Raw genomic sequence first — 22,271 nt, forward strand, 5'->3', positions numbered from 1 at the left:
GGGGAGCGGAGGCCTAGAAGCCTATGCGCTGGTATTCCTTGTCCGCGCGGTTGATGAGCTGCACGTAGCGGTAGCCGCCCTTGAGCTGCGCGTCCTCGAAGGCCCGGTAGCCCTCGGCCCGGCAGGTGGGGCAGGCGTCCGCCGGGATCTCGATGCCCAGGGACAGCGGGATGCGTCCCGAGCGCGTCTCGATCTTCAGCGTCCCGCGGCACTTGCGGCAGTCGAGCAGCATCTCGCGCTGCGACTCGTGGATGCCGTCGGTGTCGTAGAAGATCTCCTTCATGCGCACGTGCCAGCCGCCCACGAGGGTCTCCTTCTCGGGCGGGGGGCGGAAGTAGAGCTTGGGCAGCTCGGCGGAAAGCGCCTCGATGTACTGCGTGATCTTCTTCGACTGCCGCCAGCGCTCGGGGTCCCAGTCCGGCTCCACCACCTGGGAGTAGTCGAGCCCGGCCATGGCCAGGACGATGCCGAGGTTCACGTAGGGCAGGGCCCCCTGGATGGCGTAGCCGCCCTCGAGCACCGCGATGTCGGGCCTGAGCTTCTCGTTCATCAGCGCGTAGCCGTGGGCCGAGAAGTTCATGTTCGTGATCGGGTCGGTGAAGTGGTTGTCCTGGCCCGCGGAGTTGACGATGAGGTCCGGCTTGAAGTCGTCGAGCAGCGGCAGGACCACGTTGTCGATGACGTGCAGGAAGCCCTCGTCCGAGGTTCCGGGGGGGAGCGGAATGTTGATGGTCCTGCCCCGCGCCCTGGGCCCGCCCAACTCGTCCGGGAAACCGGAGCCGGGGTAGAGCGTGCGGCCGTCCTGGTGCAGGCTGATGTAGAGCGTGTCCGGGTCGTGCCAGTAGACGTCCTGGGTGCCGTCGCCGTGGTGGCAGTCCGTGTCCACGACGGCCACCCGCTTCGGCCCGTAGTGCTCCCTGATCCACTCGATCATCACGGCCTCGATGTTCACCGTGCAGAAGCCGCGCGTGCCGTGCACGCTCTTCATGGCGTGGTGGCCCGGGGGGCGCACCAGGGCGAAGGCGCGCCGGCTCTCCCCGCTCATGACCAGCTCGGCGGCCTTGATGGCGCCGCCTGCCGAGGCCATGTGCGAGCGGGTGCAGACCGAGTCCACGTCCGGGAAGCAGAAGTGGACGCGCTCGATATCCTCGCGCGAGGCGACGGTCGGCTTGAACTCCTCGATGCCTTCGATGTCGAAGACCCCTTCCTCCACGAGCTGGTCGTGGGTGTAGAGCAGGCGCTCCTCGCGCTCCGGATGGGTGGGGCCGAGCGACCAGTCGTAGGCCGGGAAGAAGACGATGCCCAGTTTGTCGGCTGCTTTCAGCATAAGCGTCCCAGAAGGGCCTTGTAGCGGTGCAGGATGCCCGGCCTGATCTGGCAGCCCACCCGGATGTTGCGTCCCGCGGTCACGCCGCCCTCGACCATGTTGAAGGATTCGGCGTGGGTCATTTCCAGGTTCTCCTCGCGCACGGGGATGCCCTCGTGGCGCAGGTGGTTCAGGAGTGCGCGCCTGGCGTCGCGCTCGGCGTCGTCCAGGGAGTAGCCGCGCTCCACGATGCGCGAGACGCCGAGCGTGGGCACGTACATGCGCCGCTTCTCGGTGTCCGCGAAGAGCTCTATGCCGGTGGTCGTGCGGGTCAGGGCCGCGCCCACGGCGTTGGCCACGTCGTAGTTGCGGGGCACGCCGACCGAGAGCTTGAACTCCTTGAACAGGCGGTCCTTCAGGATCTCGGCCGGGCCGCCCATGAGGTAGATCTTCTTGGGCACGATGCGCCTGCCCTCGATGAGCTCGTGCAGGGTGTAGACCGGGCGGGCGTTGATCTCCTCGATGAGCGCCCGGCAGGCCTTGGCGATGGAGGCCACGGCCGTGTCCGCGGCCTTGCGCGCCACGAAGTCCGGGGAGAGCGAATGGCTGGCCGCGAACTCCTCGATGCCCCGGCGCGAGGCCGCGACGTCGCCGAGAGAGGCCTCGCCCAGGTAGTTGAAGGCGTCCATGAGCGCGGGCCTCTCGCCGCCCGAGCACATGCAGGGGCCGAGGCGGCGCGGGCCCACGAAGATTTCCTCGCCGAGCATGGAGATGGCCGAGTCGCCGCCCACGCCGATGCTCGTGGTGCGCAGCGCGCGCACCAGGGTCGGGTAGGAGCCGATGCTGATGCCGCTCGGCTCCATGAGCGGCGCGCCGCCCGCGAACACCGCGATGTCCGTGGTCGTGCCGCCCACGTCGAGGATCAGCGAGTCCAGGGCGATGTCGCACATGGAGACGATGCCCATGACGCTGGCCGCGGGGCCGGAGAGGATGGACTCCACCGGGATGCGCTTGGCCGTGGACAGCGGCATGGTCCCGCCGTCGGCCTTCAGGATGTTCACCTTGGCCGCGATGCCGCGCTCGCGCAGGCTCTGCTCCACGGCGTAGGAGAACTGGTTGAACAGCCGCCAGACAGCGGAGTTGAAGTAGGCCGTGGCCATGCGGCGGGGAAAGCCCAGGCGGCCGGTGAGCGTGTGGCCCATGGTCACCACGTCGGCCCGCTCCCCGATGGCCGCGGCAATCTGCTCCTCCACGGCCGGGTTGCGCGGCGAGAACTTGCCCACCGCGGCGAAGGCGCGCACGCCGTCCGCCTCGCAGGCCGCTGCCGCCGCCTCCATCTCCGCGCGGTCGAGCTCCCTGACCACGCTGCCGCGGTGGTCCGTGGAGCCGGACAGGACGTGGAAGTGGCGGCAGAGCTGGAAGGTGTGCGGGTCGATGCCCGGACCGCCGACCACGAGGAGTCCGACCTCCTCGGTGGTGCCCTCGATGATCGCGTTGGTCGTCAGCGTGGTGGACAGGTTGACCCGCTCCACGTCCGAGGGAGAGCCCTCGGCCGCGACCCAGTCGAGCACGGCGCGCACCGAGGAGAGCAGGTCGGCGTGGTCCGTGGGCGTCTTGAAGGTCCCCCGGATGCCCCCGTCGTCTATGAGCACCGCGTCCGTGTGCGTCCCGCCGACATCTATGCCGAGCAGCATGGCAACTCCTGTGCGGACGGCCGTTGCCGTCCGAAAGTGCGGAAAGCCTAGCACCATCGAAAGGCACAGTCCACGCGCGCGCCGCGCTTCATCGGCCAATGGCGCTCAGAATCAGGTGAACGGCGGGAAACGGCTGCGGACAAAGGGGTTCGGAGCGGATCACGCCAGGAGCGCTGGCCGCCGGGCGCCCACGTGCAGTGGGCCGGATGGAGCGAGGGGGGGAGGGGGACGCGCAGGGGCGTCGCCGGGCACGAAAAAGGCGGGCGCACTTACGTGCGCCCGCCCTGCGTGTGGCGTTCGGGTGAAGCGTCCGGGCGCGGCCTAGTAGGCCTCGTCGTAGCTCAGGTCGCTTTCGTCCATGCGGTGGGCGAAGGTCTTGTAGGTCCAGATCTGGTAGATGAGCACGATGGGCACGAAGATGCAAGCCACCACGAGCATGATCTGCAGCGTCAGCGGGCTCGAGGAGGCGTTGGCCGTGGTCAGGCTGAACTCCGGCGAGATGGTGGACGGGATGAGCGCCGGGAAGAGGCCGATGACCCCGAAGAAGGTGCAGCCCACGATGGTCGCCGCGGAGGCGGCCCAGGCCAGCCACCACTTGCGCGCGCCGATCCAGATGCGCGTGGCCACGAGTCCGGCCACGGGCAGGAGCAGCTCGAGGAAGAGGATGGGGTTGTTCAGGTAGTTGACGAAGAGCTTGCTGGACACGGCCGTGAGGACCAGGAAGCCCACGATGGCGAAGGCCAGCACCGGCCACAGGGTCGTGGCCGCCCTGGCCGCGCGCGCGTGCAGCTCGCCGCCCGTGCGGATGCACAGCCACAGGGCCCCGTGCACCAGGAAGAGCATCAGGAAGAGCACGCCGCCCATGAGGCCGTAAGGGTTCAGCAGGTCCAGGAGACCGGCGCGGATGAAACCGTCCGGGCCCACGGGCAGGCCGCCGAAGATGTTGGCGAAGGCCACGCCGAGCAGGATGGCGGGCAGGGCGCTGCCCAGGAACTGGCAGGTGTCCCAGAGCTTGCGCCAGCCCGGGCCCTCGATCTTGCTGCGGAACTCGAAGCTGACCGCGCGGATGATCAGCGCGAAGAGCAGGAGCATGAGCGCGGTGTAGAGCCCGGAGAACATGGCCGCGTAGACCTGCGGGAAGGCCGCGAAGGTCACGCCGCCCGCGGAGATGAGCCAGACCTCGTTGCCGTCCCAGAAGGGACCCGCGGCGTTCAGGACGCTGCGCTTGTCGTCCTCGGTCTTGGCGATGAAGGGCATCAGCGTGCCCGCGCCGAGATCGAAGCCGTCGAGCATGAAGTACACGGCCCACAGGAGGCCCCACAGGAAGAACCAGATATCTGCAAGCATGGTGTCTCTCCTCGCTTAGGCGTGCGTGGGGGCTTCAGGACCCTTGGCCGCGTATTTGAACATCAGGAAGTATCCGGCCAGGCCGAGCACCGTGTACAGCACGCACATGGCGATCAGGCTGAACCAGATCTGGCCCGGGGCGACCACCGGCGAGAAGGCGTCCGAGGTGCGCATGAGCCCGTAGACGATCCAGGGCTGGCGGCCGACCTCGGCCAGGACCCAGCCCGCCTCGAGCGCCACGAAGGGCAGCGGGATGGAGAGCAGCAGGGCCTTCAGCAGCCAGGGCCTGTTCTCGATGTCCTTGCGCCAGAGGAAGGCGGCGCCCATGAGCAGGATGAAGAGCGTGCCGAGCCCGACCATGATGCGGAAGCTCAGGAAGGTGATCAGCACGGGCGGCCGGTCTTCCTTGGGGAAGTCGAGCAGCCCCTTCACCGTGGCGTTGGGATCGTTGTAGGCCAGGATGGAGAGCAGGTCCGGGATCTTCAGGGCCTGGATCACGTTGGTCTCGTTGGCCTCGTCCGGGTACTGGATGAGGTACATGGGCGCGCCCTGCTCGGTGTGCCAGTGGGACTCCATGGCCGCGAGCTTCGTGGGCTGGGTCCTGGCGACCTCGTTGCCGTGGAAGTGGCCCTGCACGGCGACGACCAGGGCCATGGCCAGGCCGAGCGGAGCGGCCACGGCGACGCACTTCTTGAATATCGCCGTGTTGCTCTTGCGCAGCAGGTGCCAGGACGAGATGCCGAGCACGAACATGCAGGCCAGGAGATAGGAGCCGGAGACCGTGTGCAGGAACTCCTGCCAGGCGAAGGGGTTGAAGACCACCGCCGCGAAGTCGGAAAGCTCGGCGCGGCCGTTGCGCAGCACGTAGCCGAGCGGGTTCTGCATGAAGCCGTTGGCGATGAGGATCCAGACCGCGGAGAGGTTGGAGCCGAAGAAGACCAGCCAGGCGACCACGGCGTGGGCCTTGGGCGAGAGCTTCTTCCAGCCGAAGACCCACACGCCGATGAAGGTGGACTCCAGGAAGAAGGCGGCCGTGGCCTCGATGGCCAGGAGCGAGCCGAAGATGTCGCCGACGTAGGTGGAATAGCGCGACCAGTTCGTGCCGAACTGGAACTCGAGCGTGATGCCGGTGACCACGCCGATGACGAAGTTGATCAGGAAGAGTTTCCCCCAGAACTTGGTCGCCCGCAGCCAGGCCTCGTCCCCTGTCCGCACATACCGCGTCTCGAAAATCGCTATGAGCAAGCTCAGCCCGAGCGTCAGCGGCACGAAAAGGAAGTGGAACATGGTGGCCGCGGCGAACTGCAGCCGCGATAAGAACAATGCATCCATGGCAGTCCTCGTTGGTTGGTGAACAGGATTCAAGGCTAGTCGGAATCTACCCCCCAGGAGTAAAAATGGCAATACGTGCTGTAAATTTCTTTGCTTCTTTGAACGCTTAACCAAGCCGGGCGTGAATCTATGTCTGACTCAACATAGTATTTTTTTTGACCAATTCCCGCCACGATCGTGAACGATGCACCCCCCACGGGAACGAAATATTCTTTTTTCTCTCCTCGCGGCCTCCGGCACAGGGCGCTCGCGACCAGCACAGATCGGGCGATCTGCTTGACCGGTTCTCCTCCTGGGATATGATGGAACCCATTTATGCACCCATTTGGAGGTCAGCCATGCATTACTCCGCAACCGTCGTCGTGTTCGCCGCATCGGTCCTGTCGCTTTTCCTGGCCGCCTGGAAGGGGCCCCCGGCCGTCGCGGACTCCCTGTCGGCCGCGGGCCAGCCCATGCGCAGCGCGGACGCAGTGCTCGCCCCCCGGGACGAGGAGCTCCTGCACCGCCAGGCCGCGATGATCCTGAGCCCCCTGCCGGAGGCGATGCCCGGGGCGGAGAAGGATTCGCCAGAGCTCGTCGCGCTCGGGGAAAAGCTCTTCTTCGAGACGGCCCTGTCCACGAACAGGACGCAGTCGTGCAACAGCTGCCACCGCGTGGACGGAAGCCATGCCGGGGTGGACAACCTGCCCACCTCGCCCGGGGCCATGAAGAAGCTCGGCGACCGCAACGCGCCGACCGTGCTCAACGCGGGTTTCGAGATCGCCCAGTTCTGGGACGGCCGCTCGCCCGACCTCGCGGACCAGGCCAAGGGGCCCATCCTGAACCCCGTGGAGATGGGCATGCCCAAGGCCGAGGAGGTCATGGGGCGCCTCGAGGCCGCGGGCTACGGGCCGCTCTTCGCCAAGGCCTTCCCAGGCGCGGCCGAGCCACTGACCTACGACAACCTCGGCCTGGCCATCGCGGCCTACGAGCGCACCCTCGTGACCCACGACCGCTTCGACGCCTACCTGAAGGGCGACCTCGGGGCGCTCACCTCCCTGGAGAAGCGGGGACTCTCGGAGTTCATGCAGACCGGGTGCGTGCGCTGCCACAACGGCCCGACCATGGGCGGCCTGCTGTTCGAGAAGATCGGCGTGGTCCACCCCTACGACTCCAAGGACGAGGGACGCTTCACGGTCACCAAGCGCACCGAGGACCGCTTCGTCTTCAAGGTCCCCATGCTGCGCAACATCACCATGACCGGCCCCTACTACCACGACGGCCGCGTGGCGACCCTGGCCGAGGCCGTGGACAGGATGGCCTGGCTGCAGCTCGGCGTGCGCCTCGACAACGCCAGGCTGGACTCCATGCTGCGCTTCATGACCGCGCTGGCGGACGAGCGGCGCGCCTCGGCCCCGCCCGCCGACTCGGCCCCTCCCGCGAAGCCGTGGACGCCGCCCGCCCTGGCCGACCTCGGCCCCGGCCCCGATGCGGAGCTCGTCCGCTACGGCTACCTGCTGCTCACCGACACCTACCAGTACCTCGGCAAGCCGGGGCTCGGATATTCCGGCAACGTCCTGGCCTGCCGCAGCTGCCACCAGGAGACCGGCACCAAGGCCTACGGGCTCAGCTGGATGGGCGTCACCGGGCGATATCCGCGCTTTCGGGCCCGCGAGGGCAGGGAGAGCACCCTGGCGGAGCGCATCAACGGGTGCATGCAGCGAAGCCTCGCCGGGCGGCCGCTGCCCGCGGACAGCCTGGAGATGAAGGCCATGATCGCCTACATGGGCTGGCTCTCCGGCCACACGCCGAAGGAGAACGCCGGGCTGCTCGCCGTGCGCTTCGACCTGCCCGCGCGCGCCGCCGATCCGGCCAAGGGCAAGGAGCACTACGCGGTCTTCTGCCAGAACTGCCACGGCGCGCACGGACAGGGCTACCAGCCCATGGCCGCCGAGGGCAGGGGGTCCTACTCCGTGCCGCCCCTGTGGGGCGCCGGGGCCTACAACATCGGCGCGGGCATGGCCCGCCTGCTCACGGCCACGGCCTTCATCCAGGCCAACATGCCGCTCGGCGCGCAAAGCGGCGCCCCGGCGCTGTCCGTCGAGGAGGCCTACGACGTGGCCGCCTACGTGAACTCCCAGGCCAGGCCGCAGATGGCCGGACTCGAGAGCGACTGGCCGGACAAGGTGACCAAGCCCGTGGACTCGCCCTACGGCCCCTATGCGGACGGCTTTCCGCCCGCGCAGCACCGCCTGGGCCCCTTCGGACCGCTCAAGGCATGGCAGGCGGCGCATCGCAAGCAGTAGCGAAACCGCCGCGCCGCGCAAAAAAAGGCGGGCAGGAGGTCATCTCCTGCCCGCCTTTCGCGTGGGCTTTCGGGGAATCGCCCGTTCTCAGGCGAAGGAGGCGATCTTGGCCTTGAGCGCCTTGGCGATCTCCTTGCCGTAGGCGTAGCAGGCCTCGAAGGTCTCGTGGGTCGGGGCGTTCTGCACCTTGACCGCGTCTCCGGCGACCTTCTCGATGCCGATCTTGTCCAGCCACTCGGCCAGGATCTTCACGGACTCGCCGCTCCAGCCGTAGGAGCCGAAGCAGCCGCCGACCTTGTTCAGGGGGCGCAGCCCCTTGATGTACTGCAGCGTGCCCGCGATGTTCGGCAGGATGCCGTTGTTGTGCGTGGGCGAGCCGAGGACCAGGGCGCCGCAGTCGAAGAGCTCGGTCACGATCGTGGAGTGGTGGTCCTTCTTGGCGTTCATGATCTTCACGGACACGCCTTCGCTCTGCAGCCCGCCGGCCACGGCCTCGGCCATCATCTCGGTGGAGTGCCACATCGTGTCGTAGAGGATCAGGGCGCGGTTCTTCGGCTTGGCCGTGGCGAACTCGCGGTAGCGGTCGAGCACCCACTTGCAGTCCTCGCCGCGCCAGATGAGGCCGTGGTCCGGCATCAGGGTCTGGATGTCGAGCGCAAGCTCCTCGATCTTGTCCAGGGTCTTCAGCGTCACCGGGGAGTAGGGCTGCACGATGTTGGCGAAGTATTCCTTGAGGGCGTGCAGCACCAGGCCGCGGTCGATCTCGTCGGCGAAGCGCTCGGAGGAGGAGATGTTCTGGCCGAAGGCGTCGGAGGAGATGAGCATCTTCTCCTCGGGGATGTAGGTGACCATGTTGTCCGGCCAGTGCAGCATGCGCGTCTCGAGGAACTTGAGGGTGCGCTTGCCGATGGAGACGCTGTGGCCCGAGGGGCAGACCTCGATGGGCCAGTCGGCCGAGGAGTGGTGGTAGAGCGACTTGATGTTCCGCTCGCCCATGGGGGAGCAGAAGATCTTCTCGGGCTTCATGCGCTCCACGGCCTCGATGAGGCAGCCGCCGTGGTCCGGCTCGAGGTGGTTGACCACGATGTAGTCGACCTTGTCGAGGCTGCCCAGCGTGCTGGTCACGTTGCAGAAGAACTCGTCCTTGTGCTCCGCCTCGACGGTGTCGAAGAGGGTGACCTTCTCGTCCTTGACCAGAAAGGCGTTGTACGTGGTTCCGAGCGGCGAACGGGAGTACCCGTGGAAGTTGCGCGTAGCCCAGGCCACCACGCCCACCCAGAATATCTCGTCGGTAATGGCGTATGGTCTCATGAGTATCCTCACTGTGCGGGAATAGGTAATATGTTCCGAAAAACGACTTTTCGTTTTTACCGGAATTGTTCAATCAAGGAAAGGTCGGGGGATGTGGCATTTTGGCCGAAAGGGGCGAAAGGCGGAGGGAGGCCGGAAAGGAGGAACGGCGGCCGGTGACCCGGCCGCCGTTCATTCTGCGGATCAGCCTTCCGGCGAGAACTCGTCCTTGCCCGCGCCGCAGACCGGGCAGACCCAGTCCTCGGGCAGATCCTCGAACTTGGTGCCCGCGGCGACGTTGTTGTCGGGGTCGCCGTTGGCGGGATCGTAGACGTAGCCGCAGATGTTGCAGACGTATTTCATGTGTTCCTCCCCTCGCGGGATTTCGGTTTAGCCCTGGGCCTTCCAGTGGCCGTGGAGGTTGCAGTACTCGCGCGCGGCGACCTGGGTGGCCTGGATGCAGAACTCGGCCTCCGGGGCGTCGCCGGGCTTCAGGTACTTGTAGTAGCTGCGGCCGTCGGCCATGAGCTCGATCCACTCGATGTAGTGCTTCTCCTCCATCGGATGGGGGACCGCGCCCACCTTGACCTTGTAGCCGTTCGCGGTCTTCTCGATGACCGGCACGTGCTTTTCCTTGGCCGCGTCGACCATGCCTTCCTTCATGTACTTCATGGGCTCGCCGCAGCAGACGAGTTCGCCCGCCCCGCCGTGCATGACGGTGACGATGTTGCCGCAGGCTTCACACTTGTAGACTTCGTAACGTTCGGCTGCCATATCATTGTCCTCCTTAGGATTCCGGCGCGTTGGGCCGCACCGTGGCGGTCGGCCGGATCGTCCCCCGCACGGGGCGTCCGGCGATGTAGCCCCTCGGCGGCGAAGCGGAGAGGCATTTTCCGTTTATACGCCTCTCGAAAATTATTTCAACGCCGGGAGAACAAAAAAACGCCACCTCCGGCCGGATATCCGGCAGGCGCCTCGGCAGAACCTTCGTCCGCACTCCCCGTCTCAGGCGGAAAGCATGCGCTGCAGCTCGGCGATGCCCACGGACAGCGGCTCGTGGAACTCGATGCCGATCTCGCCGTCCCTTGTCCAGCGCACGTCGCACGAAATCCCGGTCAGGGGGACGTTGTCGCAGACCATGTCGGACTCGAAGAGCACCCGCCGTGGCGGGACGATGCGCTGCTTCGCGTGCTCGACCATGCGGCAGCGCGCGCCGCCGCGGCTTATGTCCACGAGCCGCGCCTTGTGCCGCTCGCCCTCGGGCTCGAGGCGCAGGACGCAGAAGTGCTCGAAGCCGTAGGCCTTGAGGAAGAGCCGCGGGTGTGCGCGGCGCTCCCCGCCGTCGAAACGGGATTCGGACGGACACGTCATGGCGCCTCCTTCATCCGGGAGCGGCTCAGCTCTTGAAGCGCTCCACCAGTCCGGACAGGTCCTCGGCCATCCTGGCCACGTCCTGGATGCGGCCGTTGGCCTCCTGGATGCGGATCGAGATGTCCTGGGACGTGTTGTTGATCTTGGTCACGTTGGTGTTGATCTCCTCGCTCGTGGAGGACTGCTGCTCCGAGGCCGTGGCGATGTTGCGCACCATGTCCGCGATGGACACGGACTGGGCGATGATCTCCGAGAGCACGGAGCCCGCGTCCTCGACCATGCCCGTGGCCCGCTCCACGCGCTGGCGCGTGGAGCCCATCTCGCTGACCGCAGCCGCGGACACGTCCTGGATCTCGGCGATGGCCTGTCCCACCTCGCGGGTGGCGTTCATGGTCTTCTCGGCGAGCTTCCTGACCTCGTCCGCGACCACGGCGAAGCCGCGGCCCGCGTCGCCCGCCCGCGCGGCCTCGATGGCCGCGTTCAGTGCCAGCAGGTTGGTCTGGTCCGCGATGTCCGAGATCACGGAGAGCACGCGGCCGATGGCCTCGGCCTTGCCCGCCAGGCTGTTCAGGGTCCCGGCCAGCTCGTTGGTGGTCTTGGCCACCTCGCGCGTGGTCATCACGGTCTCCTGCACGCGGCTGCCGCCCTGCTGGGCCACGCTGCCCGCCTTGTCCGCCGCCTCGGCCGTCTGCCCGGCGTTGCGCGCCACCTCGAGCACCGTGGCGTTCATCTCCTCCATGGCCGCGGCCACCTGGGAGGTGCGGTCTGCGGTGTTGTCCACGCCGGAGGTCAGGTCCTCCATGCGCGAGGAGAGCTCCATGGCCGCGGAAGCGAGGTCGTGGGCCACGGTGGTGACCTGCCCCGCGACCTCGAGGAGGTTCTTCCTGTGCGCCTCGATGCGGCGCTTGTCCTGCTCCTCCTGGGTCAGGTCGATGAGCACGCCGATGGCGCCCACCACGCTGCCCGAGGAGTCGCGCAGCGGCGAGACCTCGTAGTGCAGGGGGAACTCCACGCCGTCGCGGCGCAGGTGGCGGAAGTTGCCGCTCACCGAGCGCCCCTGCCCGAGGACCGCGCCGGTCAGGTTGGCGTCCTTGCCGAAGACCTCGGCCACGGTCCTGCCCATGACCTCGTCCTCGCGCTTGCCGAGGATGTTGCGCAGGGGCACGTTGGCGACCTCGAGGCGGTCCTCCCCGTCGGTCACGAAGAGGGGGATGATGATGCCGTCGAGGATGCCCCGGTTGTACTCGAGCTGGTCCTTGATGCGCAGGATCATGGTCGTCAGGTACTCGCACAGGCTCGAGAGCTCGTCCTGCCCGCCCACGTCGAAGCAGACGTTCAGGTCGCCCTGGCTCACGCGCTCGGAATAGGCGGAGATGAAGCGGATGCGGCTGATGACGGCCTTGCGCATGAAGAGCACGAGCGTGGCCAAAAGGAGCACGAGGCCGGTCACGGAGATGACGGCGCCCTTGATCTGGATGGAGCGAAGCCCCCCCATCTCCTGCGAGAGGTCCTGGAGCATGACCAGGGAGCCGAGCACGGGCCTGCTCTTGCCGTGGCAGTGGTAGCAGCGCGGCTCGTTGGGGATGGTCGCGACCTCGAGGAAATAGGGCGTGCCCGCCATCCTGATGAGCTCGCCGCGCTTGGTCTCGCTCGCGAGGCTCTGGCCGAGCAGCTCGGCCACCTGGCCGTCCATGACCTGGCCGAGGTCCTTGCGCAGCAGCTCGGGCTTGGTGGCGTAGGTCACGTTGCCCGAATGGTTGGTGATGGAGATGGTGAACTTGCCGTATTCCTTGCCGATCTTCTCGAACTGGTGGATGGTCTCCTCGTTGTTGCCCTGGCGCATGGGCTCCTCGATGGCCATCTGCACGAGACGCGAGGTGCGCTCGGCGCCGGTCTCGATCTCGTGCAGGATGCCCTTGCGCTGCCAGTAGGAGTTGGCCAGGAAGAGGCCGAGGAAGGCAAGGATGGTCAGGCCGGAGGTGAGGAACAGGACTTTCGCGCCGAGGGACCGACGGATGAACTGCATGCTCCCTCCCCCCATCAGTGCGCGCCGCCGAAGAGGAGCGGCTTGAAGTTGAAGGAGGCCACCCGGTCACTGTTGTGGCACGTCTCGCAGTCCTTGAGCGTCAGGTTGCGCCTGATGAGCGAGGGATCGCCGCCCGAATCGACGTGGGCGCTGCCCGGGCCGTGGCAGACCTCGCACCCGGCGTTGGCCAGCCCCGGCGTCTTCTCGATGCTCACGAAGCCGCCCGGCCTGCCGTAGCCCGTGGTGTGGCAGCCGTAGCACTCCTTGACCTCGCCCGGGGCCAGGTCCGAGGCCATGATCTGCACGCTCTTCCAGGATTTGGCCTTCTTGGCGTACCTGGAATAGTTCTCGTATTCCTTTTGGTGGCAGTCCTTGCACGCCTCCGAGCCGACGTAGGAGGCGGACTGCTGCGCCTTGGAGAGCTGCGGGGCGGAAGTTGCGGACGGCGTCTGCGCCGCGACCGCCGCCGGGGACTCCATGGCGGGCTGAGGGACCGGTTCTGCGGTTTGCGCTCCAAGACGTCCGTTCGGGACGAAAAGTCCCAAGACGGCCAGCCCAAGGACCAGGGTGAGATGGCGACAGCTCACGGAAGACCCCCCTCCTCGCTGATCGGTTGCAGCGATACGCGCCGGAAAAAATGGTTGAAAAAAGTTATAACCTTTCCGGAGAAAGGTCAAAGCATCGGCGGGATTTTCGCCTCTCCGGAGGGGATTTCGGGGGGATTTCGGTGGAGTCGGGACGGACTCCGGGGCGGAACGGGGCCGGCCGGGCCGGCCCCGTCCTGTCTACCAGTCGAGCGTGGCCTTGAAGGCCCGGGCCAGCCCGTCCACGGGCTCGGCGAAGAGCTCCCGGCCGCCGCGCGCCACACGCACCGCGGCGTCGTCCGTGGTGCGGCCGAGGAGTCCCGCGGCCTGCCCGGCGAACAGGGCCTCGAAGTCCGCGGCCTTGTCCTCGGGCACGGTGACCAGCAGGCGGCTGTGCGATTCGGCGTAGAGCAGGGCCAGGTCGGAGAGCGGCTCGCCCGGCGCGGGCACGGCGTCGAGGTCGACGGCGGCGCCCATGCGGCCGCCGATGGCCATCTCGGCCAGGGCCACGCCAAGGCCGCCGTCGGAGCAGTCGTGGCAGGCGCTGACGAGCCCCCTGCCCGCGGCCGTGAACAGGGCGCGGTAGCGGGCCTGGGCGGCCAGGGCGTCCACCTGGGGCACGGCGCCGCCCGCAAGGCCCAGCTCCTGGGCGAGCTCGGTGCCCGCGAGTTCCGCGGCGGTGGCGCCGAGCAGGTAGATGCGCTCACCGGCCCGCTTGAAGTCGGAGGTCAGGCATTTCGAGACGTCCGGCACGATGCCGACCACGGAGAAGAGGACCGTGGGCGGGATGGAGATCTTGGCCCCGCCGCCCGTGTAGTCGTTCTTCATGGAGTCCTTGCCCGAGATGCAGGGCACGCCGTAGGAGCGGCAGAAGTGGGCCAGGGCGCGGTTGGCGCGCACCAGCTGGGCCAGCTTGTACTCGCCGTCCGGGGTCTTCTCGGACTGCACCGGGTCGCACCAGCAGAAGTTGTCCACGCCGATCATGCGGTCGGGGTCCGCGCCCACGGCCACGGCGTTGCGCACGGCCTCGTCCAGGGCGCCGGCCATCATCCAGTAGGTGTCGAAGTCGGAGAACTTGGGGCAGATGCCGTGCGACACGGCCAGGCCCTGCTCGCTCTCCAGTACCGGACGGATGACGCCCGCGTCGGCCGGGCCGTCCAGGCACAGGCCCACGAAGGGCTTCACCGCGCTGCCACCCTGGACCTCGTGGTCGTACTGCCGGACCACGTACTCCTTGGAGCAGATGTTCAGGCGGCCGAGCATGCGGCGCAGGAGCCCCCCCTGGTCCGCGACCTCGGGCAGGGGGGAGGCCTCGACGCGGGGGGCCTTCCACACGGCGCAAAGCTCCATCTGGGGCACGCCCTCGTGCAGGAACTCCATGTCCAGGCAGGCCACCGGGGTCTCGCCCCAGGTGGCGTGGAAATAGCCCGAGTCCGTGAACTCGCCGAGCACCGTGGCCTCCACGTCCATCTCGCCCGCGAGCTTCAGGAACTCGGGCAGGCTTTTTGGGGGCACGGCCAGGCTCATGCGCTCCTGGGCCTCGGAGAGGAGCACCTCCCAGGGGCGCAGACCAGGGTACTTGAGCGGGGCCTTTTCGAGGTCGATGCGCGCGCCGCCCGTGGCCTCGGCCATCTCGCCGATGCTCGAGGAGAGGCCGCCCGCGCCGTTGTCCGTGATGGCGCTGTAGAGCCCCATGTCGCGGGCGCGCATGAGGAAGTCGTACATCTTGCGCTGGGTGATGGGGTCGCCGATCTGCACGGCCGTGGCGGGCGATCCCTCGTGCAGCTCCTCCGAGGAGAAGGTCGCGCCGTGGATGCCGTCCTTGCCGATGCGGCCGCCGACCATGACCACGGCGTCCCCGGCCTGGTGGTACTTCTCGTAGGCCGGACGGCCCTGGAGCTCCATGGGCATGAGGCCAAGGGTGCCGCAATAGACCAGGGGCTTTCCGAGGTAGCGCTCGTCGAAGACGATGGAGCCGTTGACCGTGGGGATGCCGGACTTGTTGCCGCCGTGCTCCACGCCCTCGCGCACGCCCTCGAGCACCCGGCGGGGGTGCAGCAGGCGGGGGGGCAGCTCGGCCTCGTGGAAGGGCGAGGCGAAGCAGAAGACGTCCGTGTTGCAGATGAGCTCGGCGCCCATCCCCGTGCCCATTGGGTCGCGGTTCACGCCCACGATGCCGGTGAGCGCTCCGCCGTAAGGGTCCAGGGCCGAGGGCGAGTTGTGCGTCTCCATCTTCACGCAGGCCGCGACCTCGTCCGTGAAGCGGAAGACGCCGGCGTTGTCCTTGAAGACCGAGAGGCAGAGGTCGTCCTCGCCCTTGGCCGCGCGCACGTCGCGCGTGGAGGCCGCGATGCAGGTCTTGAACAGGCTGTCCACGACCTCCTCGCCGCCGCTCTCCTCGTCGCGGTAGGTGATGCGGGCGTTGAAGATCTTGTGCTTGCAGTGCTCGGACCAGGTCTGGGCCAGGATCTCGATCTCGGCGTCAGTGGGGAGCTTCGGCATGCCGAGCTTCGCGCGCGCCCGGACGACCTCGTCCGAGGCGAAGTGGTCGCGGATGGCGTGCAGCTCGGAAAGGCTGAGGGCCAGGGTGTTGGCCCGGGAGAAGTCCATGAGCTCGGCGTCGCTCATGGCGAAAATATCGATGGTCGCAACCTCGCTCACGCCCTGGGCCGTGACCTCGGCCGCCTTGGGCTCGATGTCCGCGCCCTCGCTCGCCGCGCGCAGCTCGTAGCGCTGGATGAGCTCGTTGGCCAAAAGGTCCGTGGCGATGTGCCCGGCCTGCTCGCGCGAAAGGTCGCCCGAGAAGAGATACTGCGTCGAGGTGTACACGGAGAGGCCGCGCGCGGCCTCGGGCGGGAGGCCGAGGACCACGGCCAGGGTTTCGCGCGCCGTGCGTCCCTCGTTGTCCGTCACGCCGGGGCGGAAGCCGACCTCGATCAGCCAGTCGTAGCCCGAGGCCAGGGGGGAGAGCGAGGCCTCGTGCAGCACCGGGTCGTGCAGCGCGCCGCGCGCGACCGCCGTCTCCACCTGCTCGGCCGTGAGGCCCTCCACGGTGAAGACCTTGACGATGCGCGCCGAGCGCACGTCCAGGCCCAGGGCGTTTTTCACGGCCGCGGCCGCCTTGCGGCCGGGGGTGTCGATGACGGTGGGCTTCAGAGCCACGTGGACGCGAAACAGCATGACGGTCTCCTTGGATGCGGCGTCGATGGGGCAGGGGATAGCAGATGCGGCCCCGGGAATAAAGTGCCGTGTCCGGCCGCGCGCCGGATTTCGGCCGCGCCGGGCGGGGCCCCTTTTCGGCGGTCCTCGGCAAGCCCGGCCGGCAGGCCGCGGCCGGCTACTCCGCCAGGACGATCCGGTGGCCGCCCCGGGCCTTGGCCGCGTATGCGGCGCGGTCGGCGCGGCGCAGGATGTCCTCGGCCTGCTCGTCGGGCTTCAGCATGGCCAGGCCCATGGAGACGCCGACCTCGCCGCCGAAGGCCTCGGCCACCATCTTCTCCAGGCGCGCGGCCAGACCCGCGAACTGCCTGGGCGTGATCTCGGTGAAGATGACGGCGAACTCGTCCCCGCCGTAGCGGCAGGGGAAATCCATGCCCCGGCGCGTGTGCTGGCGCAGGATGCGGCCCAGGCCGCGCAGGATGGCGTCGCCCTCCTGGTGCCCCTTGTGGTCGTTGATGCGCTTGAAGCCGTCCAGGTCCATGAACACGAGGCCCAGGCTGCGGCCGGTGCGCCGTGAGCGCTGCGTCTCGCGCTCGAGCACGCCCTGGAACTGCGAGTGGTTCAGGAGCCCGGTCAGGCCGTCGTACATGGCCTGGATCTTCAGCTTCTCCTCGAGGCGGCGCACCGCGCCGGTGTCGCGGGCCACGATGAGGAAGGCGCGCTGCCCGTCGCCGCCCAGGCGGGAGATGATGAGCTCGAGCGTCAGCATCCCCTCCCTGCCGGTGGTCAGCTGGACCTCGATCGGTGCCGGATGCTCGGCGAGCACCGAGGCGTCCCACTTGCCCGTGTAGGCGCCCGTGGGCTTGGAGATGGCGAAGAGGTTGTGGCCGGACAGGGCCGCTTCGCAGCGCGGCGAGCAGTAGGTGATGGTCCCCGCGGCGTCCACGGTGAGCACGAGGTCGCGCATGGAGGCCAGCAGGGCGGCCATGAAGTCGCGTTCGCGCAGGGCCTGGGCCTCGAGGTCGCCGATCTCGGTCACGTCCTCGACCAGGAAGACGATCTCCTCTCCCTCGGCCGCGGCCACCTTGTGGGCGCACAGGTACAGGCAGCGGTAGCGCGACCCGTCCTCGGCCGACTCGTCGCAGTAGATGTTCGAGATCGTGCGCCGCGGGCTCGACGGGAAGTCGCGCCAGACCTGCTCGCGGCCGATGCGCAGCCGCTCGGCCAGGAGGTCGAGGAGCGCGGTGCCCGTGGGAAGGCTGGACAGGCCGAGCAGGGCGCGCAGGGGCGCGTTGCCGTCCAGCAGGCGGCCTGCCCGGTCCGTGCGGGCCACGGCCATGGGAAGCTGGTCCAGGAGCAGGGCCTTGCGCTCGAGCAGGGCGCGGCTGCCCAGGTAGCGGGCGAGGGCCGAGGAGAGGAAGCGGAAATAGAGCCCGAGGCTCGCCTCGTCGGCCTCCCCGCGCTCCCCGGGTGCAAGGCGCACCGCGCCGACCTCGCGGCCGTCCGCGGCCAGGCGGAAGGTCGTTCCGGAAAGGTTCCAGGGCACCTTGTCCTGCACCGGCAGCACGGTGGATTCCGGAAGCACCCGGCCCTCGCGCATGGCGTAGAGGGTGCAGCTCGTGCCCTCCGGGGCGTAGACGCACAGCTCGGCCTCGGTCCGGCCGAAGTTCAGCCTGAGCTGGCGGAAGACCGTGGCGGCCAGCGAGGCGATGCCGCCCTGCGTCTCCTGCACCTCCATGCTCAGGAAATAGGCCCGCTGCATCTCCTGCAGGCTGTGGCGGTAGAGGCGCTCGTCCGGCTCCTCCTCGGCGATGCCGAGCGTCTGGAGCATGGAGCGGAAGCGGTCCACGCAGCGGCGGCGCAGCTCCTCGAGCCCGGCCTCGTCGATGCCGAGCTGGGCGCGCAGAAGGAGCTCGAAGCGGATGAGGGCCAGAGGGTCGCGGCCCGGGCCGTGCTCGAGCTCGGACCAGCGCGTGGCCAGGATGATGGCCCGGCAGTGGGGCTGGTGCTCGGCGAGGCCCTGCATGTCGTGGTGGTGGCGGATGCCCTCGCACAGGTCCGCGGGGATCTCCCACTGCGCCAGCAGAAGCTGCGTCAAGGCGCCGTGCTGCATGCCGAAGGCCTTCTCCTCGGCCGCGGCCTGGCCTCCGCCCTGGGTCATGTCCCCGCCCCCGGGCAGGGCCTCGGGCAGGATGCAGCGCATGAGCAGGAGCGAGAGGTCCTTCAGCAGGGCGCAGAGGTAGGCCAGGGAGATCTTGTCGGGCGCCAGCCGTTCGGCGATCAGCTCGGCGGCGATGGCCGTCCAGACGATCATCCGCCAGCCCGCGAAGCTGTCCGCGGCGGCGCCCCGCCTGTTCTTGCCCGAGGGGGCCAGGGCCTTGTGGAAGGAGACGGCCAGGGCGAGCTTCAGGATCTCGTGCGTGCCGAGCACCACGGCGGCGCGCTGCAGGTCGGTGCACTTCTGGGAGAAGCCGTAGTAGGGGGCGTTGACCAGGGTCAGGACCATGGCCGTGAGCGCCGGGTCCATGCCGATGATCCTGGCGATGGACTCGAAGTCGGGCTCCTCCTTGACCACCTCGCGGATGAGCAGGGGGGTGACCGGCGGGAATGTGGCCTTCAGGCACTCGGTCAGGCTGGCGACGATCTCGCTCATGCGTCCGTTCGGTTCCCGCCGCGCTGCCGCCCGAAAGGGGGACGGACGCGTGCGGGCTATTTCTGCCGCGCCAGGACGTACTGCAGGGAATCGGACAGCACGTCCGCGGCCCAGCCGCCCGGCAGCCCGGAGAGGGCTTCGGCGGCGTCGGCCACGTAGGCTGCGGCACGTTCGCGCGTGGCGGCGGCGTGGCCCTCCGCGCGGATGCGTCCGACGATCTCCTCGACGTCCGCCTCGGCAAGGCTCTTGTCCTTGATGCGGCCGAGCAGCCCGGCGCGCTCGGCGGGAGGCAGCGAGGAGAGGAAGAAGAGCAGGGGCAGGGTCAGCTTGCCCTCGCGTAGGTCCGAGCCCGCGGGCTTGCCGCTGACCTCGGGCAAGGAGGTGTAGTCCAGGGCGTCGTCCACGAGCTGGAACGCGATGCCCATGTTCAGTCCGAAGCTCTCGGCACGCTCCACGGCGTCCTTCGGGGCGCCCGCCGCGATGGCGCCCACGCTGGTCGCGGCCTGGATGAGGTAGGCGGTCTTGCCGGTGATGATCTCGAGGTAGCCCTCCTCGGAGAGCTCGAGCTCGCGGCTGGCCGCGATCTCCGCGATCTCGCCCACCGCCGTGCGCAGCACGGCCTCGGAGAGCACGGAGACGAGGCGGGGGACCTCGTAGTCGGCCACCAGGCGGTTGGCCAGGGCCAGCAGGGCGTCGCCCGCGAGGATGGCCTCGGAGCGGGAAAATTCGAGGTGGGCCGCGGTCTTGCCGCGGCGCAGGCGCGCGCCGTCCAGGATGTCGTCGTGCAGCAGCGTGGCGGAGTGCAGCAACTCGAGCGAGGCGGCCAGCGGGTAGACGCCGTCGCCCTCGAGCCCCAGGAGGCGGGCGAAGAGCACGGTGAGCATGGGACGGAAGCGCTTGCCGCCCGCTGCCAGGACGTGCGCGGCAACGGGACGGACCAGCGCGGGCAGACGCTCGGTCTCGTCGCGCAGGAAGGTTTCGATGGCCGTCAGTTCGCGGGCCAGACGCTCGGCGTGAGGACTCATGTCGCGCGGCATCCTAGCCGAGAGGCTGGGGTCGGGCAAGCCCTAAGTGCGGCCGGGCCGCGCCGCGCCGGAGGGCAAAACCCCCTCACGGCCGGGCCATGAGCGCGGCGAAGGCCTCGCCCAGGGCGGCGAGCGCCCCGTCGAGGTCCCAGCCCTCGGGCGGGCGGGCGCCCACGCGGTTGGAGACGGCGCGAAGGCCGAGACAGGGAAGCGAGGCCGCGGCGGCCGCGTAGGCGGCGGCGAACCCCTCCATGTCCTCCATGGCGCAGCAAAGGTGCGCTCTCGCGGCGGCCGTGCCCGGCGTGCCGCTGGCCGCGCACACCGTGAGGCAGGGCAGGCGGGGCCAGGAGGGATCGAGGCGAAGATCCATGGCCCGCGCCGCGCCGACCGGATCGAGGGGCAGGCTGTCGTAGACCGCTCGGCCGTCGAGGCTTCCCTGCGAGAAGCCGATGCCGCGCGGGTCGATACCGGTCTCCGTGGCCAGCCCGAAATCCGCGAAGCGGGCCTCGGACACGGCCGCGAGGCTTTTGATCGGCAGGGAGGAGGGATCGTAGGCCCCGGCCACGCCCAGACAGAGCACGCCCGTCGGCGCGTCGTCCGCGTGCGCGCGGCCGCCGAGCGCCCGGGCGATGTGCACGGCCGCGGCCAGGGGACCGACGCCGGTGACGAGGAGCAGGCAGTCGCGGTCGAATATCCTGGCCCGCGTCGGCCGCCCCTGCTCGGGCAGGGGCGGCGGCGCGGCATACGCCAGGGCGGCGGCCAGCTCCTTGCGCGTGGCGCAGGCGACGAGCAGGCTCACGGTGCGGGGACCTCTCCTCGGCCTAGAGCCGCCAGTAGGCGAAGCCCTGGGCCGAGAGGGCCGTGCGGTCGAGCATGCCCTTGACGTCCAGGATCAGGGGCACGGCGCCCGGCGCGAACATGGCGCGCAGGGCCTCGAGGGACAGGGAGCGGTATTCGGCGTGTCCCACGGCCACGATGATCGCGGAGAGGTCGTGCATCTCCTCGAGCGGCGCGAGGCTGAGGCCGTATTCGTGCATGGCCTCGGCCGGGTCGGCGTGCGGGTCGTGCACCAGGACGTTGGGGCAGTACTCGTGCAGCTCGGCGATGATGTCCGTGACCCGGGTGTTGCGCAGGTCCGGGACGTTCTCCTTGAAGGTCAGGCCGAGGACGCCGATGCGCGCCTTGGCGATCTGGCAGCAGTCGTTCTTGATGAGCATCTTCACGCAGGTCTCGGCCACGTGCTTGCCCATGGAATCGTTGATGCGCCTGCCCGCCAGGATGACCTGGGGGTGGTAGCCGATCTCCTCGGCCTTGAAGGTCAGGTAGTAGGGGTCCACGCCGATGCAGTGGCCGCCCACGAGGCCGGGCGAGAAACGCAGGAAGTTCCACTTGGTGCCCGCGGCCTCCAGCACCTCCAGGGTGTCGATGCCCAGGCGCTGGAAGATGAGTGAGAGCTCGTTCATCAGCGCGATGTTCAGGTCGCGCTGCGTGTTCTCGATGACCTTGGCCGCCTCGGCCACCTTGATGTTCGAGGCCAGGTGGATGCCCGCCTTGACCACGGAGCCGTAGACGCGGGCCAGGAGCTCGCGCACCTCGGGGGTCTGCCCGGCCACGACCTTGACGATGGTCTCGAGCGTGTGGACCTTGTCGCCGGGGTTGATGCGCTCGGGCGAGTAGCCGATGAAGAAGTCCTTGCCGCAGGCGAGCCCGGAGTGCTGCTCGAGGAGCGGCACGCAGACCTCCTCGGTCAGGCCGGGGTAGACCGTGGATTCGTAGCAGACGATGGCGCCGGGCGCGAGGTTCTTGCCCACGGTGACCGAGGCGCCGCACACGGGCGTCAGGTCCGGGCTCCTGTGCCCGTCGATGGGGGTGGGCACGGCCACTATGACCACGCCCGCGCGCCTGAGCTGCGCGACGTCGCTCGTGTACTCCACGTTCGCCTTGGCCAGGGCCTCGGGCGCGACCTCGCGCGTGCGGTCCCCGCCGGCTTTGAGTTCGGCCACCCGGGCCTCGGAAATGTCGAATCCGATGACCTCGAAATGGCGGGAAAGGGCCACTGCCAACGGCAGGCCGACATACCCCAGGCCCACGACTGCCAGGGGGGTGCGGCGGGATTTCAGATCGTCAAAGGTGACCATCGTGTCGTCTTCTCCTCGGGGAGTAATGAGATTCCTGCGTTTCCTTTACAGGGGATGGCGG

General features: G+C 68.6%; 16 protein-coding genes. 1 reads left to right on the forward strand and 15 read right to left on the reverse strand.

The window, feature by feature from the left end; genetic code table 11:
- Window positions 1-13: 13 nt before the first annotated feature.
- The 4 genes from DSX2_RS00340 to DSX2_RS00355 form a co-directional block, all read right to left on the reverse strand.
- Window positions 14-1,327 (reverse strand): histone deacetylase, encoded by a 1,314-nt coding sequence (locus DSX2_RS00340; RefSeq protein WP_020879024.1) that lies wholly within the window; start codon window positions 1,325-1,327, stop codon window positions 14-16.
- Window positions 1,321-3,000, reverse strand: coding sequence for a hydantoinase/oxoprolinase family protein (locus DSX2_RS00345; protein WP_020879025.1), 1,680 nt, complete (start codon window positions 2,998-3,000; stop codon window positions 1,321-1,323). Before DSX2_RS00345 ends, DSX2_RS00340 begins: the two co-directional genes overlap by 7 nt.
- Before the next feature lie 321 nt (window positions 3,001-3,321).
- Complete coding sequence (gene cydB / locus DSX2_RS00350; protein ID WP_020879026.1) at window positions 3,322-4,347, reverse strand: cytochrome d ubiquinol oxidase subunit II; 1,026 nt, start codon at window positions 4,345-4,347, stop codon at window positions 3,322-3,324.
- Between the two features lie 15 nt (window positions 4,348-4,362).
- Complete coding sequence (locus DSX2_RS00355; protein WP_020879027.1) at window positions 4,363-5,679, reverse strand: cytochrome ubiquinol oxidase subunit I; 1,317 nt, start codon at window positions 5,677-5,679, stop codon at window positions 4,363-4,365.
- Window positions 5,680-6,017: 338 nt separating this feature from the next.
- Between DSX2_RS00355 and DSX2_RS18480 the strand changes: the two genes are divergently transcribed.
- Window positions 6,018-7,964, forward strand: coding sequence for a cytochrome c peroxidase (locus tag DSX2_RS18480; RefSeq protein ID WP_020879028.1), 1,947 nt, complete (start codon window positions 6,018-6,020; stop codon window positions 7,962-7,964).
- A gap of 87 nt (window positions 7,965-8,051) precedes the next feature.
- Here the strand turns inward: DSX2_RS18480 and DSX2_RS00365 are convergent, their stop codons facing one another.
- The 11 genes from DSX2_RS00365 to DSX2_RS00415 all read right to left on the reverse strand — a co-directional run bounded on the left by DSX2_RS00365 (window position 8,052) and on the right by DSX2_RS00415 (window position 22,210).
- Window positions 8,052-9,275 carry an FprA family A-type flavoprotein gene (locus tag DSX2_RS00365; protein WP_020879029.1) on the reverse strand — a complete coding sequence of 408 codons (1,224 nt, stop codon included), beginning with the start codon at window positions 9,273-9,275 and terminating at the stop codon, window positions 8,052-8,054.
- Between the two features lie 183 nt (window positions 9,276-9,458).
- Window positions 9,459-9,617: a rubredoxin gene (gene rd / locus DSX2_RS00370; RefSeq protein ID WP_020879030.1), complete on the reverse strand. Its 159-nt coding sequence runs from the start codon at window positions 9,615-9,617 to the stop codon at window positions 9,459-9,461.
- Window positions 9,618-9,644: 27 nt separating this feature from the next.
- Window positions 9,645-10,028, reverse strand: a complete 384-nt coding sequence (locus DSX2_RS00375; protein WP_020879031.1) for a desulfoferrodoxin — start codon at window positions 10,026-10,028, stop codon at window positions 9,645-9,647.
- Between the two features lie 231 nt (window positions 10,029-10,259).
- A complete protein-coding gene (locus DSX2_RS00380; RefSeq protein ID WP_020879032.1) occupies window positions 10,260-10,625 on the reverse strand; it encodes a PilZ domain-containing protein in 366 nt (121 codons plus the stop codon).
- A 25-nt stretch (window positions 10,626-10,650) separates the two neighbouring features.
- Complete coding sequence (locus DSX2_RS00385; RefSeq protein WP_020879033.1) at window positions 10,651-12,651, reverse strand: methyl-accepting chemotaxis protein; 2,001 nt, start codon at window positions 12,649-12,651, stop codon at window positions 10,651-10,653.
- A 14-nt stretch (window positions 12,652-12,665) separates the two neighbouring features.
- Complete coding sequence (locus DSX2_RS00390; RefSeq protein ID WP_020879034.1) at window positions 12,666-13,238, reverse strand: cytochrome c family protein; 573 nt, start codon at window positions 13,236-13,238, stop codon at window positions 12,666-12,668.
- A 198-nt stretch (window positions 13,239-13,436) separates the two neighbouring features.
- The gene (locus DSX2_RS00395; RefSeq protein WP_020879035.1) at window positions 13,437-16,415 is read right to left on the reverse strand and encodes an AIR synthase-related protein; all 2,979 of its coding nucleotides are present in this window, start codon (window positions 16,413-16,415) and stop codon (window positions 13,437-13,439) included.
- Between the two features lie 157 nt (window positions 16,416-16,572).
- A complete protein-coding gene (locus DSX2_RS00400) occupies window positions 16,573-19,047 on the reverse strand; it encodes an HDOD domain-containing protein (protein WP_020879036.1) in 2,475 nt (824 codons plus the stop codon).
- 56 nt (window positions 19,048-19,103) lie between these two features.
- Window positions 19,104-20,072 carry a polyprenyl synthetase family protein gene (locus DSX2_RS00405; protein WP_020879037.1) on the reverse strand — a complete coding sequence of 323 codons (969 nt, stop codon included), beginning with the start codon at window positions 20,070-20,072 and terminating at the stop codon, window positions 19,104-19,106.
- 85 nt (window positions 20,073-20,157) lie between these two features.
- Entirely contained in the window at window positions 20,158-20,871 is a 714-nt protein-coding gene (mqnB, locus tag DSX2_RS00410; RefSeq protein ID WP_020879038.1) for a futalosine hydrolase, read from the reverse strand.
- Window positions 20,872-20,893: 22 nt separating this feature from the next.
- Window positions 20,894-22,210, reverse strand: a complete 1,317-nt coding sequence (locus DSX2_RS00415) for a nucleotide sugar dehydrogenase (protein ID WP_020879039.1) — start codon at window positions 22,208-22,210, stop codon at window positions 20,894-20,896.
- Between the last annotated feature and the right edge of the window lie 61 nt (window positions 22,211-22,271).

The sequence above is a fragment of the Desulfovibrio sp. X2 genome, assembly GCF_000422205.1.
GTDB lineage: Bacteria > Desulfobacterota > Desulfovibrionia > Desulfovibrionales > Desulfovibrionaceae > Alkalidesulfovibrio.

Coding starts and splice junctions, on each gene's coding strand:
- DSX2_RS00340 (WP_020879024.1), bottom strand. CDS start 1,327: ATGCTGAAAGCAGCCGACAAACTGGGCATCGTCTTCTTCCCGGCCTAC.
- DSX2_RS00345 (WP_020879025.1), bottom strand. CDS start 3,000: ATGCTGCTCGGCATAGATGTCGGCGGGACGCACACGGACGCGGTGCTC.
- cydB (WP_020879026.1), bottom strand. CDS start 4,347: ATGCTTGCAGATATCTGGTTCTTCCTGTGGGGCCTCCTGTGGGCCGTG.
- DSX2_RS00355 (WP_020879027.1), bottom strand. CDS start 5,679: ATGGATGCATTGTTCTTATCGCGGCTGCAGTTCGCCGCGGCCACCATG.
- DSX2_RS18480 (WP_020879028.1), top strand. CDS start 6,018: ATGCATTACTCCGCAACCGTCGTCGTGTTCGCCGCATCGGTCCTGTCG.
- DSX2_RS00365 (WP_020879029.1), bottom strand. CDS start 9,275: ATGAGACCATACGCCATTACCGACGAGATATTCTGGGTGGGCGTGGTG.
- rd (WP_020879030.1), bottom strand. CDS start 9,617: ATGAAATACGTCTGCAACATCTGCGGCTACGTCTACGATCCCGCCAAC.
- DSX2_RS00375 (WP_020879031.1), bottom strand. CDS start 10,028: ATGGCAGCCGAACGTTACGAAGTCTACAAGTGTGAAGCCTGCGGCAAC.
- DSX2_RS00380 (WP_020879032.1), bottom strand. CDS start 10,625: ATGACGTGTCCGTCCGAATCCCGTTTCGACGGCGGGGAGCGCCGCGCA.
- DSX2_RS00385 (WP_020879033.1), bottom strand. CDS start 12,651: ATGCAGTTCATCCGTCGGTCCCTCGGCGCGAAAGTCCTGTTCCTCACC.
- DSX2_RS00395 (WP_020879035.1), bottom strand. CDS start 16,415: ATGCTGTTTCGCGTCCACGTGGCTCTGAAGCCCACCGTCATCGACACC.
- DSX2_RS00400 (WP_020879036.1), bottom strand. CDS start 19,047: ATGAGCGAGATCGTCGCCAGCCTGACCGAGTGCCTGAAGGCCACATTC.
- DSX2_RS00405 (WP_020879037.1), bottom strand. CDS start 20,072: ATGAGTCCTCACGCCGAGCGTCTGGCCCGCGAACTGACGGCCATCGAA.
- DSX2_RS00415 (WP_020879039.1), bottom strand. CDS start 22,210: ATGGTCACCTTTGACGATCTGAAATCCCGCCGCACCCCCCTGGCAGTC.